At 43.4% G+C, this 14596-nt stretch carries 12 protein-coding genes; 6 read left to right on the forward strand and 6 right to left on the reverse strand.

What is annotated here, in order from left to right; genetic code table 11:
• Positions 1 to 15: 15 nt before the first annotated feature.
• From benB to F894_RS04330, 5 genes are all read right to left on the reverse strand, one after another.
• On the reverse strand, positions 16 to 507 hold the full coding sequence (gene benB, locus F894_RS04310; RefSeq protein ID WP_005246235.1) for a benzoate 1,2-dioxygenase small subunit: 492 nt from the start codon (positions 505 to 507) through the stop codon (positions 16 to 18).
• The gene (benA, locus tag F894_RS04315) at positions 504 to 1892 is read right to left on the reverse strand and encodes a benzoate 1,2-dioxygenase large subunit (protein WP_005246237.1); all 1389 of its coding nucleotides are present in this window, start codon (positions 1890 to 1892) and stop codon (positions 504 to 506) included. The genes benB and benA overlap by 4 nt, the downstream gene beginning before the upstream one ends.
• 71 nt (positions 1893 to 1963) lie before the next feature.
• Positions 1964 to 2884 (reverse strand): catechol 1,2-dioxygenase, encoded by a 921-nt coding sequence (gene catA, locus F894_RS04320; RefSeq protein WP_005246248.1) that lies wholly within the window; start codon positions 2882 to 2884, stop codon positions 1964 to 1966.
• Positions 2885 to 3038: 154 nt separating this feature from the next.
• Positions 3039 to 3329 (reverse strand): muconolactone Delta-isomerase, encoded by a 291-nt coding sequence (gene catC, locus F894_RS04325; protein WP_004647036.1) that lies wholly within the window; start codon positions 3327 to 3329, stop codon positions 3039 to 3041.
• 13 nt (positions 3330 to 3342) lie between these two features.
• A complete protein-coding gene (locus tag F894_RS04330) occupies positions 3343 to 4452 on the reverse strand; it encodes a muconate/chloromuconate family cycloisomerase (RefSeq protein WP_005246249.1) in 1110 nt (369 codons plus the stop codon).
• 115 nt (positions 4453 to 4567) lie between these two features.
• On the opposite strand from F894_RS04330, the gene F894_RS04335 reads away from it, so the two are divergent.
• The 3 genes from F894_RS04335 (at position 4568) to F894_RS04345 (ending at position 8514) form a co-directional block, all read left to right on the forward strand.
• Entirely contained in the window at positions 4568 to 5479 is a 912-nt protein-coding gene (locus F894_RS04335; protein ID WP_005246251.1) for a LysR family transcriptional regulator, read from the forward strand.
• Between the two features lie 230 nt (positions 5480 to 5709).
• Complete coding sequence (locus F894_RS04340) at positions 5710 to 7083, forward strand: MFS transporter (RefSeq protein ID WP_005246252.1); 1374 nt, start codon at positions 5710 to 5712, stop codon at positions 7081 to 7083.
• A gap of 108 nt (positions 7084 to 7191) precedes the next feature.
• A complete protein-coding gene (locus F894_RS04345) occupies positions 7192 to 8514 on the forward strand; it encodes a DcaP family trimeric outer membrane transporter (protein WP_005246254.1) in 1323 nt (440 codons plus the stop codon).
• Between the two features lie 47 nt (positions 8515 to 8561).
• On the opposite strand, the gene F894_RS04350 is transcribed toward F894_RS04345, so the two are convergent.
• Positions 8562 to 9983 carry an aminotransferase-like domain-containing protein gene (locus tag F894_RS04350; protein ID WP_005246257.1) on the reverse strand — a complete coding sequence of 474 codons (1422 nt, stop codon included), beginning with the start codon at positions 9981 to 9983 and terminating at the stop codon, positions 8562 to 8564.
• 378 nt (positions 9984 to 10361) lie between these two features.
• On the opposite strand from F894_RS04350, the gene F894_RS04355 reads away from it, so the two are divergent.
• The 3 genes from F894_RS04355 (at position 10362) to F894_RS04365 (ending at position 14530) form a co-directional block, all read left to right on the forward strand.
• Positions 10362 to 11999: a long-chain-fatty-acid--CoA ligase gene (locus F894_RS04355; RefSeq protein WP_005246259.1), complete on the forward strand. Its 1638-nt coding sequence runs from the start codon at positions 10362 to 10364 to the stop codon at positions 11997 to 11999.
• A 299-nt stretch (positions 12000 to 12298) separates the two neighbouring features.
• Positions 12299 to 13321 (forward strand): flavin reductase family protein, encoded by a 1023-nt coding sequence (locus F894_RS04360; RefSeq protein WP_005246261.1) that lies wholly within the window; start codon positions 12299 to 12301, stop codon positions 13319 to 13321.
• Positions 13322 to 13363: 42 nt separating this feature from the next.
• A complete protein-coding gene (locus tag F894_RS04365) occupies positions 13364 to 14530 on the forward strand; it encodes a fatty acid desaturase family protein (protein ID WP_004647028.1) in 1167 nt (388 codons plus the stop codon).
• The last annotated feature ends 66 nt before the right edge of the window (positions 14531 to 14596 follow it).

Genomic DNA, 14596 nt, shown 5'->3' on the forward strand with positions numbered 1-14596 from the left:
GTAATAAAAACAGTCTTAAAGGTGATAGATGTCGATAACCTGATTGATGTAATCATTTTTCAGTACCACGTATTTGCTTAAAATCTGTGGTTTATCGCCTGAGAAATCGATTTCATAACGAGACATACCGAAGTAGCTGTAACTTGTTTTGTAACGGAAGCTCAAAGTATTCCAGTTAAAACGTACAGTCACTTTATCGCCATCACGTTCAACAAGTTCAATGTTGCTGAGGTTATGGCAGGTACGTGTGTCCGGCATGGTTGCAGATGAACGTTCAGTCTTGATACGGAACACGCGATCTTCTAAACCTTGACGGTCTGGATAGTAAATCAATGAGATTTCAGACTGTGGATCTGTGGTCAGTTTGTCATCATCATCCCAAGCTGGCATCCAGAAAGACGCAGTCGGGGCATAACAGGTTAACCAGTCATCCCATTGCTCATCGTCTAAAAAGCGGGCTTCTTGATACAGGAACTGAGCAATATTTTCTAAAGTGATGTCGCTCATGCGTTTTCTCCTTCAGTGGATGCTGCAATTTCTTTCTCAGTCGCAATACCTTTTTTGATCAATTCTAACCAGTACTGGTGCTGAGACAGGTATAAACCTTCATCTTCAGTTTTAATACCAGACAGTTTTGGTTTTAAACCGATTTCATTGGCAGCATCATCCGGACCTTGAATCCAATGTTTAGAACCACGGCACATGTCGTTCCATTCCAGCGCGATACCGGCATAACCTGCCTGACAAGCACGGAATTCTTCAAGATCGTCTGGTGTCGCCATACCTGAAGCGTTAAAGAAATCTTCATACTGACGGATACGACGGGTACGCGCTTCTGGCTCTTCGCCTACAGGTGCGATACAGTAGATCGTCACTTCAGTCTTATCGACAGAAATCGGGCGCAGGACACGAATTTGTGAACCGAACTGATCCATGAAATACACATTTGGATAGATACACAGGTTACGTGAACGTTCGATCATCCACTTCGCCATGGCTTCACCATATTGCTCGGTATATTCATCTTTCTTGGCAAAGTTAGGACGGTCTTCAGGATTGCCCCATTGAGTCCAAAGCAGCATGTGGCCATTTTCGAAACCGTAAGAACCGCCACCTTGTTTGCCCCAAGATCCGGCACTCATTGCGCGAACATTATCACCCGCTTGTTTTTCTTTACGTTGCTGAGTGGTTGCAGCATAGTTCCAGTGTACAGCAGATACATGATAACCATCAGCACCGTTTTCAGCAGTTAACTTCCAGTTACCTTCATAGGTATAAGTCGAAGCACCACGTAAGACTTCCAGACCTTGTTCAGACTGATCCACGATCATGTCAATGATTTTGGTCGCTTCACCCAGGTATTCTTCCAGAGCAGGGACATCCGGATTCAAGCTGCCGAACAGGAAACCTTTATAGCTTTCAAAACGCGCAACCTTTTTCAGGTCATGGGAACCGTCTTTGTTAAAGCAGTCTGAATAACCCGCTTCAGCCGGATCTTTAACTTTTAATAACTTGCCGGAGTTATTGAACGTCCAGCCATGGAATGGGCAAGTATAAGTTGCTTTATTGCCTTTCTTGTTACGGCACAATTGTGCACCGCGATGCGAACAGGCATTGATCATGGCATTCAGTTCACCTTGACGGTTACGTGCAATGATGATCGGCTGACGACCCATATAGGTAGTATAGAAGTCGTTATTGTTTGGAATCTGGCTTTCATGTGCTAGATAAACCCAGTTGCCTTCAAAGATGTATTTCATCTCAAGGTCAAACAGGGCCTGGTCTGTAAATACTGAACGGTGTAGTTTAAATTCACCAGATTCATAATCATCAACCAGTAATTCGTCAATGCGGTCTAAATGGCTGGTGTTAATTACGGGAATACGAGGCATGTCCTTTCTCCGACTTTCCAAGGGGGAAGTCAGCGGGATATATCTCAAGGCATATCCCGCTTCTTAATGTATTAAGCGCTAGCGCGGCGACGATCAACTTCAGTAGAAGGCGCGTCTTGTTTCTCTTTCACAAGTTCAATATCAAATTGAATGTGTTTGAAAGGACCGTTCAGACCACGTTTTGTAATTTCAGCTTCATCAGTCACGTCAACCGCAGTTGCCACCAGGCCTTCACGAGTAGCGAATGCGAAGTCATCCCACAGGTATTGGTCGCCTTCAATGTTGAATTGAGTAGTCAGCTTGCGGTAACCCGGTGCAGATACGAAGTAATGTACGTGCGATGGACGGTTACCATGACGGCCTAATTTGTCCAGTACAAACTGAGTTGTACCTTCTGGAGGGCAGCCATAACCCACTGGCATTGTAGTCAATGCAGTATATTGACCATCGGCAGCGGTAATGATGCTGCGACGCAAGTTAAAGTCAGACTGTGACTTGTCAAAGAATGAGTAGTTGCCCAGGCTGTTTGCATGCCAGATTTCAACTTTGGCACCTTCAACACGGTTGCCGTCAGTATCCGTCACTGTACCTTCAATGATTAAAGTCGGGATTTTGCCTTCTTCAGAACCATCGTCCATACGCGCAAAGCTTACTGTTTCAGGTGCGCCAGCGACATAAAGTGGACCTTCAATCGTACGTGGCGTACCGCCAGTAATGCCTGCTTTAGCATCCGCTTCATCAGCACGTAAGTCTAGGTAATGTTCCAGACCCAAACCTGCAGCCAATAAACCTAATTCGTTCGCTTGACCGGCATCAGTAAAGTATTCCAGACCTTTCCACAGTTCTGACTGGGAAATATCAAGATCTTCGATCGCTTGGAAAAGGTCACCCAATAAACGTACAACAACTTGTTGTACACGTTCATCTACAGGACCTGTCGCTGTATCAACGTTCATTTGCTTAACTAATGCATCAATTTCTTGGCGATTCATACTATTGCTCCTAAAGTATGTCTTTCATCTTTTAGTGGCGCACTTTTTTAGCTTTCATTGGCTGGCTAAATCTGGCTGGCCACAATCCTTGTTGAGGTACCCTCTGTTTTCGATTTGGAAGGGGAATCCGGTGACTCCCAATCCGCTCATTTAATCAACTGTCGTCATCTCGAACTGAAGATGGGTGACGGTTTAATGCCATTACTTCAATGTTCATATAAGGATAGAGAGGCAAGCCTTGTAACAGGTTGTGCAACTCTTCATTGCTTTCAACATCAAAAATACTGATGTTTGAGTACTGGCCCGTGATGCGCCAGATATGACGCCATTTGCCTTGACGCTGCAATTCCTGTGAATAAGCCTTTTCAACAGCCTTAATTTCGTTTGCCTGTTCAACTGGCAGATCACGTGGAATGTTTACATCCATACGTACGTGGAAAAGCATGGGTTTCTCCTAATTACTGACGACGCAAGTTGTCAATCTTGTTTTCATCCAACTCAATCCCCAGACCTGGTCCTTTCGGAATCTCAAGTTCAAAGTTTTGATAGTTGAGTGGGGTTTTCAAAATATCTTCAGTCAGCAGTAGAGGACCAAACAGCTCGGTACCAAATGCCAGACTTTCAAAAGTAGAGAACACATGTGCCGAAGCAATCGTGCCCACTGGGCCTTCAAGCATGGTGCCGCCATACAGGTCAATACCTGCAAGTTTGGCAATCTTGCCTACTTCGCAACCTTCAATCAGGCCACCCGACTGGGCAACTTTGACTGCAAATACAGAAGAACCGTTTTGTTTGGCAATCTCATACGCTGAGTGCGGGCCCATTAACGATTCGTCTGCCATGATGGCAACATCAAAACGTCGGGTCAGACGGCGCATAGCGTCCAGGTTATCAATTGCACATGGCTGTTCGATCAGATCAACACCGCCATCTTGCAATAACTGGATGCCTTTAATCGCTTCCAGTTCTGACCAGGCACGGTTCACATCGACACGGATCGAAACGTCTTTGCCTAAGGCTTTCTTAATTGCCAGCACATGTTCAACATCTTCTTCTACCGGACGAGAACCGATTTTCAGTTTGAAAATGTTGTGGCGTTTTGCCGCAACCATTTTCTCTGCTTCAGCAATATCTTTTTCGGTATTGCCAGAAGCCAATACCCAAAGAACTGGAATACTGTCACGTAAGCGGCCACCGAGGACTTCACTTAATGGCAAACCTAAACGTTGTGCCTGAATGTCTAAAAGTGCAGTCTGAATCGCACATTTGGCAAAACGGTTACCATTAATATTCTTTTTAATTGCTTGTAATGTCTGTGCAACATTCAAACCTGATAATGTTTTTAAAAGAGGCGCAAAATAAGTTTCAATATTTACTTTTACGCTTTCCGGGCTTTCATCACCATAACCTAAGCCACCGATAGTTGTTGCTTCACCCCAACCGATGTAACCATCTTCATTGGTGATTTTGACCAATACCAGGGTCTGGGTTTGCATCGTCGCCACTGCCATCTTGTGAGGGCGAATGGTTGGAATTTCTACCAGCAAGGTTTCAACTGACTTATACATAATACGGGTTCACATTCTTGCTTTAATGCTTTGACTTGATATACCTTAAAAGAATAATGTTGATTGGTCTAAGATCGATTTAGCATTTTTTTATACTTTAAAGGTATTCACAGCCATGGAACTCAGACATTTGCGTTACTTCGTTGCCGTCGTCGAAGAACAAAGTTTTACCAAAGCGGCAGAAAAACTGTTTATTGCTCAGCCACCTTTAAGCAGACAGATACAAAATCTGGAACAGGAACTGGATATTCAGCTCTTTGAAAGAGGGAGTAGACCGCTTAAGACCACAGAAGCAGGTCAATTCTTCTATCAGCATGCGGTTAAACTTTTGTCTAATGCGGAAGAAATCAAATCGATGACCAAGCGGATTGGTATCGCGGATCGCACCATTAGCATTGGTTTTGTCGGCTCTTTATTGTTCGGCTTGCTGTCGCGTATTGTGTTTCTATTTAAGCAGCAACATCCCCAGCTCAAAATTGAGATGGTTGAAATGAATACCTATGAGCAGATTCAGGCGCTGAAAGAGGGAAGAATTGATGTCGGTTTCGGCCGTTTAAGAATCTCGGATCCTGCGATAAAACGGGTGTTATTGCGTGAAGAACGCCTAGTGGTGGCAGCTCATTCAAGTCATGTACTGGCTCATCGTGAAAATATACATTTATCTGAACTGGTCGATCAGCATCTGTTCTTATATCCGAATACTGGAAAGGCAAATTTCTCTACCCAGGTTCGTGGCATATTTTCTGAGTATGGTCTTGAACCGAAAAATATCCGGATTGTCCGTGAGTTACAGCTGGCACTGGGCTTTGTCGCTGCCGGAGAAGGCGTCTGCATCGTACCGGAAAGCGCACAAAACATTAAATTAGCCCATCTCAACTTTGTACCTCTAGCAGATGCTTTTGCAGTGAGTCCTGTCTTTATGGCGATGCGCAATATGGATGAAAGCGAATACATTCGTTACCTGTTTGATGCTGTGTATCAAGTCTATGATCTTGAAGCGCTAAAATACGATCGATCGGTATTTTAATCGCTAAAAATCGTGTGAATAATATAGCACCAAAAATCGATGAGGACGCGATAAAAACAAGCTGTTTTTAAAAACATCATGATTGAATAATATATTTATTAATTAATTGAATAGTTTAATTTGACCCAGACCTTATAGGTATAAAGCCATGCCTATTCAGTTTTAGACATTTTTTCCTATTTTCTGCATTGTGAGCAGCATAAGTTGAACTTCACAATTAGGAGGTGGAGATGTCTACAAATAAAGTGAATATAAATACGCTGATTGATGAAGCGAAATTCACACCCTTTCATTGGGGGGTTTTGATCTGGTGTTTGCTGATCATTATCTTTGATGGTTATGACCTGGTCATCTATGGGGTGGCGTTGCCGTTACTGATGCAGGAATGGTCGCTAAGTGCGGTACAAGCGGGCATGCTGGCCAGTACTGCCTTATTCGGAATGATGTTTGGTGCCATGAGTTTCGGTACTTTATCCGATAAACTCGGCCGTAAAAAAACCATCATGATCTGTGTGGCTATTTTTAGTGGGTTTACCTTTATCGGTGCCTTTGCCACATCACCAGTCGAATTCGGAATTTTACGTTTCCTGGCTGGCCTTGGAATTGGCGGTGTCATGCCTAACGTCGTGGCATTGATGACCGAATATGCGCCTAAACGTATCCGCAGTACGCTGGTTGCCCTGATGTTTAGTGGTTATGCCATTGGCGGGATGACTTCTGCGCTACTCGGTGCATGGTTGGTGCCACAATTTGGTTGGAAAATCATGTTCCTGCTTGCAGGCGTTCCATTGCTCATCTTGCCGATTCTATGGAAATATCTGCCAGAATCCCTGATGTACCTGACCAACAAGCAACAGACGGCTCAAGCACACACTATTATTCAGAAAATTTCTCCGACACAGGTCATCACTAGTGACACCCAGTTTGTACTGAATGAAGTGCAAAAAGGGGATGAGGCGCCATTAAAAGCACTCTTTCAACAAGGCCGTAGCTTCAGTACCTTTATGTTCTGGCTGGCATTCTTTATGTGCCTGTTGATGGTCTACGCCTTGGGTAGCTGGTTACCAAAACTGATGATTCAGGCAGGATACTCGCTGGGTGCAAGTATGATCTTCCTGTTCGCACTGAATATTGGCGGTATGGTAGGTGCAATTGGTGGTGGATATCTCGCAGATAAATTCCATATCAAAAAAGTGCTGACTATCATGTTCTTATGTGGTGCCATTGCATTGATTCTGCTTGGTTTTAACAGTCCACAATTCGTTCTGTATACCTTGATTGCTGTAGCAGGCGCTGCAACGATTGGCTCACAAATTCTGCTCTATACCTTCGTGGCGCAGTATTATCCATCGACAGTACGTTCTACCGGTATGGGCTGGGCATCAGGTATTGGACGTATTGGTGCAATTGTTGGGCCGGTACTCACTGGTGCTTTATTAACCATGAATTTACCGCATCAAATGAACTTCTTTGCAATTGCGATTCCTGGCGTAATCGCTGCGCTGGCAATTTTCCTGGTGAACTTAAAAACTTCCGTAGATGGCCAAGCCCTTGCAACACCTGATGTGAAGCCGAATCCATTGGCAAAAGAAGCGACACATTAAGTTAGATTTCAATCAATAAAGATAATATTCCCAATGATATAGATCGCCATCGTAACGGGTGGTGATCTGTTGCTAGAATCGAAACGCATAATAAAAAGCGAGTTTAGGATGAACACGACACAATTATTTAATCAACCAACAATCACATTCAAACGCACAGTTCTGATGAGCATGATGGCAATGAGTTTAGGGGGCATCAGCTTGTCGACTCAAGCACAAACCTCAGCTCAGTCGAATCAGCAGGAAATTGAACAACTGCGCCAGGAAGTTCAGGCTCTACGCGCACTGGTTGAGCAACAGCAAAGACAAACGGCTGTGGTCACTGCACATGTTGCAGCAACACCTGCTCCAGCAAGCAAACCCGTCATGAAAATTGCCAGTGGTGCCGAATTTAATCTTTATGGAAATATTCGTGCCGATGCCTCTTATCAGGCTGAAGGTGGTTCAGCAGCACGTATGTATAACCAGATTAATGCTGTACCTTTAGAAGGTGTCGGTGAGCGTAGTGATGAATTTAAATCTACTCTGGCTGCAACCCGTTTAGGCATGGATTTTAAAGCACCAGTCGGTGCTGGAGATAAAGCTTTAAGCGGTAAAGTTGAAGTGGATTTTCTGGGCGGCGCAAGCTTTGATAATTTGCGTATCCGTCATGCTTATATCAGCTATGCCAACTGGTTGATCGGTCAAACCTGGTCGAACTTTGCGGTGCCAGATTATATTCCAGAAACTGTAGATGCATTGGTTTACGCTGGCGGTTCAATTAAACGGACACCACAAGTTCGTTATACCAGCACAATCAGTCCTGAAACCAATCTGGTATTTGCAGTAGAAGATCCTAAAGATGCAACCATTACTGGTATTAAACAACGTCTACCTGCTTTAACAGCACGTTTAAATCATAAATTTGCTGATAATCTTACAGTCAGTGCCCGTGCGATGGGGAATGAAAAGCGTGTCAATGAAGATGAAAAAATGGCATGGGGTGTAGGTTTAGGTGCCAAGTATGATATTGTACCGGGTACAACGCTCAAAGCTGACTATTACCATGTTAAAGGCGATAGCAGCTTTGTGTCTTATGCAAATACGGGTGTGATTACCGCTGCAAATGGCGATTTATTACAAAGCGAATTTGATTCAATTTCAGTTGGCCTGACTCAGCAGTTTAATGACAAATTGCGCGGTACCTTGGGTTATGGCTATATGAATTTTGATGAAGATCAGGCTTATATCAATGCAGTCACTGACAAGACCAAAGCCAATAAAGACTTATGGCAAGCTTGGGCTAACGTGTTCTATAGTCCAACCAAGCCTTTAAGTTTCGGTCTCGAATATGTCTATGGTGAACGTGAAGCTTTGGCTGCTGCTACACCAAATGGCAGCACTACAGGTGAAGATAACCGTATTAATGCGGTTGCTATTTACAACTTCTAAGACTCCTTTCATAAGAAAGTCTGATCTGTAACAGAAGCGTGGATGAATTAATCCGCGCTTTTGCTATTTTGAAGAATGGTTTCTGTCAGCAGATTGACTGCATTTTCAATATTGGCTGTCCATTCAAACGAACAATTCAGCCGAATATAATGTTGGCTGGTAGGCTCAGGCTTAAACAGCAGTGCAGGGGCAACTGAAATATGTTGTTGAAGCAATTGTTCATAGAGCTGCTGGGCATCAACTTCTTTAGGTAATTCAATCCAGAGAAAATAACCACTGGAATAATAATAAATTTCACAGATGCTTCCCAAACGTGCTTTGAGTTCCTGATAAAATTTCTTTTTATATTTTTCCAGATGCTGCCTTAAATGCCGCAAATGTTTTTCATAATGATGATGTGAAATAAATTCGACCAGCGCATTTTGAAGTAAGGGACTGACTGTTAAAGTGCTCATGAGCTGTAAGTGCTGAATGGCATCGGAAAATGGGCCGGCATACACCCAACCGACGCGTGCACCCATCCCCAGCGTTTTCGAAAATGAGGCGCAGTGCAAAACCATCTGATGCCGATCAAAATATTTAACGGGTAGCGGTTTGGATGAACCATAATTTAATTCCTGATAAACATCATCTTCGATTAAATACACCTGATATTCATACAAGAGTTCCGCAATTCTTTGTTTGATTTCAGAACTGACGGTAAAGCCAATCGGATTATGGGCATTCAGCATCAGCCAGCACACCTTGATCGGATACTGTTTTAAAGCCTGTTCAAATGATTCCAGATCAAAGCCAAACTGTGGATGTTCCGGAATCGTAATCACCTGTAATCCCAGACGCTCGGCTGCCTGCCAGGCACCATAAAATATGGTTTGCTGTAGCAGAATAAAATCACCGGGTTGGGTTAAGGCCTGTAAAGACAGATTCAATGCTTCTAGTGCACCGGATGTAATGACAATGTCATCCAGATTGCATTTAATCCCTTGTAATTGATAACGATTGGCAATCAGTTGCCTCAAGTCCTGATTCCCGGGCGGCATGTGATTCTGATTGTTATAACTGCTTTTTCTTTTGGCCTGCTGCGCCAGAATCTGCATAAATTTGGCGTTATATAACAGCTCTGCATTGGGAAAGGCAGAACCAAAAGGCACAATTTCGGCTGACTGAGTCGATTTTAAATAATTAAATACCACCGAGTTGATTTGAATTTTAGGATTTAAACCAATCTGTACGAACTGTTTGCTATTGAGCAGTGCTTGAGTGTGTTCTGCAACGTAATAGCCCGATTTGTATTTGGCATAGACTAGACCTTGTGCTTCAAGTTCCTGATAAGCATTGAGTACCGTCATCAGGCTATAACCAGATAATTGGGTCTGTTCGCGAAGTGAAGGCAATTTTTCATGTGCCTTCCATACGCCATTTTCAATCATCTGACGGATATTCTGTGCCAGTTTTTCAGACTTATACATACACTTTCTTGAACTATAACTGTTCTAATTATTTTGATTTATAGCATATTTTAAGATGCTTAATATAACAAAAGGGAGGACTAGGCTTATTGTCATTCTATTTTTAAGCTTGAGTCTTGATACACGACAATTAAAGTGAAAATCCGGTTTCAGATTTTCTGTGGAAATTTTATCTCTACATAAATTGTATTCCCATTTTTATACGCCTCAGTCACTTGGCTTAATTTGTCACAATTCGATACTTACAAAGTTAGATTTCCTTGCTAAATTCGGTCCACATGATGATAAAAAGTAAGTGACGGTCTAAGACCGAGCCATCATGCAACTATAACAACGATACGAAAATACGGACCAATAACAAGCGCAAAGGAGTGGAGAATGCTCGGAAATATGATGTTTCAGCCTTTACTGATCAGCAGCATGATTGAACATGCAGGACGCTATCATGCCGATACCGAGGTAATTTCCAAAAATACCGATACCAGTATTACAGTGACCAATTGGGGAGAAATTCATCAAAACTCGAAACGTTTTGCCAATGCATTACAACAACTCGGCTTGGCGCAGGGAGATCGGGTCGCGACTATTGCCTGGAATAATCATCGCCATTTAGAGTCCTGGTATGCCATTTCTGGCAGCGGCCTGGTCTGTCATACCATTAATCCTCGCTTATTTCCGGAACAGCTGATTTTTATTATTAATGATGCTGCGGATCGCGTGGTGCTGTTCGATAAAACATTTGTCCCTTTAATTAAAGCCGTGAAAGCGCTGTTGACCTCAGTCGAGCATTTTATCTGTCTGGATGCGGTTGATCCGGCAGTTAGAGAAGCGATTCCAGAAGTACAATTTTATGATGATCTGATTGCCGGGCAAAATACAGAATTTGAGTGGCCAACACTTGATGAAAACTCGGCAAGCTCTTTATGTTATACCTCGGGAACTACGGGCAATCCCAAAGGTGTACTGTTTAGCCATCGTTCTACGGTATTACATAGCTATGCCATCATTTTACCTGACTCCTTAAATGTCTCAGCTGCCGATATTATGTTGCCTGTGGTGCCTATGTTCCATGTAAATGCGTGGGGCACGCCGTATGCCGCTGCGATGGTGGGATGCACTCTGGTCCTTCCTGGACCGGGTCTGGATGGCGCCAGTCTGGTCAACCTGATTGATACTTATCAGGTTTCGGTAGCACTTGGCGTACCGACCATCTGGCAAGGTTTGATTGCCGCCGCAAACCAGTCAGGCTCCAAACTGGAAAGCCTAAAACGAAATGTAGTGGGTGGATCGGCATGCCCACCGGCCATGTTAAGAGCTTTCAAAGAACAGTTTAATTGTGAAACGATCCATGCCTGGGGCATGACAGAAATCAGTCCACTGGGTACGGCAAATCAGCTCAAGACCAAACATTTACATCTGTCTGATGAAGAAAAATTACAGATTCGGCTGTCCCAAGGTCGTCCACCATTCGGGGTTGACCTACGTTTGACTGATGCAGAAAAAGGGACGCATGAAATTGAGCGTGATGGACAGACCACAGGAAATTTACAGGTGAAAGGGCATTGGGTCATCAGCCATTATTTCGGCAAGGAAGAATCAGCTTTGACTGCAGATGGCTGGTTTGATACCGGCGATATTGCCACGTTGGATCAGGATGGCTTTATGAAACTCAGTGACCGTTCTAAAGATCTAATCAAGTCTGGCGGAGAATGGATTTCATCGGTGGAGCTAGAAAATATTGCCATGGGGCATCCGGAAATTGCGATGGCAGCCGTAATTGCCGCCCAGCATCCTAAATGGGATGAGCGCCCGGTATTGATTGCCATTAAAAAACCGGATAGCCAGCTAAGTGAAACTGATTTGCTAGATTATTATGCGGACAAGGTAGCCAAATGGCAGATTCCAGACCGAGTCGTATTTGTTGATGCGATCCCTCTCAGTGGTACCGGTAAAATGCTGAAAAAGGATCTGCGTGAATTATATGGTACTATTCTTTTGGAACAGGTGGCAGGTTAACGCATCATTTAAGCTGAAAATCCTAACATGAAGTCAAAAAACTGATCTCTAATGAGAGGTCAGTTTTTTTATGTCCAGGCTAAGCAGCGTTGTTTGTTTAAAAATACTTTTTCTCAATCCATATAGTCTTGATCGATACTTTTAAATGATATTGTCCGACAAAAAGTCATATTATATGGCTTAGGCACATAATTTGACCTGTATTGACATGGTGTGAATGTGAGAATTCTTTATTCTGAGCAATATAATAATTAGACAGTTGTACATTAATGAAGCTGTCTGCGGATAAGGGGATAAAAATGACAAGCATGCCAACCTATCAGCCGCATTGGATCCGGGAAGATTTCATTGATTTTATTGGTGAAAAAATCCATCCAACCTGGGCAATCAAAAAAGTTAAGGCTGCCGTTATGGGCATTCAAGCCATCAGCCCAGACTTTTTCAAGATTCACTTACGTCCAAATCATAATTTTAAAGCCAAGTCATTTCAGGCCGGACAGAATATTGCAGTGACCATCAGACTTGATGGCGTACGTCATCAGCGACATTATTCTGTAGTAACGGTATTGAAAAATGGTGATCTGATCATTGCGGTTAAACAGCAGGGTAAAGTGTCACGTGCCTTAAGCCTGATGCAAATTGGTGCAGTGATTGAAATTTCACAGCCCCAAGGTGAGTTCACATTGCAAAAATCCACCCAGCCGATTTTATTCCTGGCTTCAGGTAGTGGTATTACCGCCATTTACTCCTTGCTGCAAAAAGCAGTCATTCAGTCTCTGGAACAGATCGACCTGATTTATTTCACTCGAGATGATGCCTTTCATGCTGAACTGAAAACATTGGCTCTTATGCATCCAAACTTGAAATATCACCATTTCAATACCGTGGAACACCAGCAGCATCTGACGCAGAGCTTATTACAAAAGCTGGTGCCAGACTTTGCAGAACGAAAAATTTATGCTTGTGGCTCCGCCGGGATGATGAAGGCCGCACTTCGCATCGTTGATAAACTGGAATTGAAATCCAATTTTCATTGGGAATATTTCCAGATTGTGGTCGATGAAAAAATTAAAGCACAGCCGGTACGGTTTTTAAGATCGCAGCAGGAATTTCAAGCCCAGTCCAACTTACTGGAAAGTGCCGAAAAATCCGGCTTGAGACCAGCGCATGGCTGCCGAATGGGTATCTGCAATACCTGTTCCTGTACCAAAGTCAGTGGTTCGGTACGAAATGTCCTGACCGGTGAAATTGATCATGGTAATAATACCCAGATCAAACTGTGCATTTCTCAGGCAGTGAGTCCTGTGGTGATTAATTTATAAACTATTGATAAGCCATTAATTAAACTATAAGAAGGTGCTCCCATGAATATGCAAATTGATTTTAAACGACATAGCAAAAGCCAATTTCTTAGTCCTGAACAGATTGAGGAATTCGGTGCCAAAGTCGATGCGATCCGCCGCGAGGTCATGGATGATCTGGGGGAAAAAGACGCCGAATATATTTATAAAATCCGCAACTTTGTCCGCTATAGCGAAATTGCCTCACGTGGCATGCTGATGTTTGCCGGTTGGTTGCCACCGGTATGGCTGGCGGGGACAGGTCTGCTCGGTCTTTCCAAAATCGTGGAAAATATGGAACTCGGTCACAATGTCATGCATGGCCAGTTCGACTGGATGAATGATCCGAGTCTGAACGGTGCGACCTATGACTGGGATACGATTTCAACCGGCGATGACTGGAAATACACGCACAACTATATTCACCATACTTATACCAATATTGTCGGAATGGATCATGATGTCGGTTATGGGCTGATTCGAGTTAGTGAATCACAAAAATGGGAACCACGTTTTCTGTTCAATATTCCATTGGGCATTCAGTTAATGGTGTTTTTCGAATGGTATGTTGGCCTGCAACGTTTGCATCTGGAAGATGTGATTGCCTATAAAACCAAAACCTGGAAAGAAGTCTGGGAAGAAGCAGCACCTTTGCGCCAGAAGATGCGTCGTCAGGTGTTAAAAGATTATGTGTTTTTCCCGATTATTGCAGGGCCAAATGCCATTCCGGTATTTACCGGAAATGCGGTGGCCAATGTGATTCGCAGTCTATGGGCTTCTGCCGTCATTTTTAACGGTCATTTCACTGAAGATGCTGAAACCTTTGAAATGGACAATACCGACAATGAAACCCGTGCCGAGTGGTATTTACGCCAGATTCGCGGTTCGAGCAATTTTAGTGGAACAACTTGGCTACATATCTTGAGTGGTAATTTGAGTCATCAGATTGAGCATCATCTATTCCCGGACATGCCCGCCAATCGCTATGCGCAGGTTGCGCCAAAAATCAAAGCGCTCTGTGCAGAATATGGTATTCATTATAACGAAGCCAGCTTCATGAAACAGTTTTCTACAGTGTGGGTAGGTCTGGCTAAATGTTCTCTACCGAATCACTGGACTGAGCAGGTGGTTGAAAAAACCCATGCTGCCAAATCTGTATTCAACTACTTTAAAGCGAAACTATTGTCATAATTTTTAAGCTTTACTTATTTTACCGTTTTGGTACTCCTCAATAGATTTGGATGGTCTATTGAGGAA

The organism is Acinetobacter sp. CIP 51.11, assembly GCF_000369665.1.
In the GTDB taxonomy this organism is placed as follows: domain Bacteria; phylum Pseudomonadota; class Gammaproteobacteria; order Pseudomonadales; family Moraxellaceae; genus Acinetobacter; species Acinetobacter lwoffii_S.

Coding starts and splice junctions, on each gene's coding strand:
- benB (WP_005246235.1), bottom strand. CDS start 507: ATGAGCGACATCACTTTAGAAAATATTGCTCAGTTCCTGTATCAAGAA.
- benA (WP_005246237.1), bottom strand. CDS start 1,892: ATGCCTCGTATTCCCGTAATTAACACCAGCCATTTAGACCGCATTGAC.
- catA (WP_005246248.1), bottom strand. CDS start 2,884: ATGAATCGCCAAGAAATTGATGCATTAGTTAAGCAAATGAACGTTGAT.
- catC (WP_004647036.1), bottom strand. CDS start 3,329: ATGCTTTTCCACGTACGTATGGATGTAAACATTCCACGTGATCTGCCA.
- F894_RS04330 (WP_005246249.1), bottom strand. CDS start 4,452: ATGTATAAGTCAGTTGAAACCTTGCTGGTAGAAATTCCAACCATTCGC.
- F894_RS04335 (WP_005246251.1), top strand. CDS start 4,568: ATGGAACTCAGACATTTGCGTTACTTCGTTGCCGTCGTCGAAGAACAA.
- F894_RS04340 (WP_005246252.1), top strand. CDS start 5,710: ATGTCTACAAATAAAGTGAATATAAATACGCTGATTGATGAAGCGAAA.
- F894_RS04345 (WP_005246254.1), top strand. CDS start 7,192: ATGAACACGACACAATTATTTAATCAACCAACAATCACATTCAAACGC.
- F894_RS04350 (WP_005246257.1), bottom strand. CDS start 9,983: ATGTATAAGTCTGAAAAACTGGCACAGAATATCCGTCAGATGATTGAA.
- F894_RS04355 (WP_005246259.1), top strand. CDS start 10,362: ATGCTCGGAAATATGATGTTTCAGCCTTTACTGATCAGCAGCATGATT.
- F894_RS04360 (WP_005246261.1), top strand. CDS start 12,299: ATGACAAGCATGCCAACCTATCAGCCGCATTGGATCCGGGAAGATTTC.
- F894_RS04365 (WP_004647028.1), top strand. CDS start 13,364: ATGAATATGCAAATTGATTTTAAACGACATAGCAAAAGCCAATTTCTT.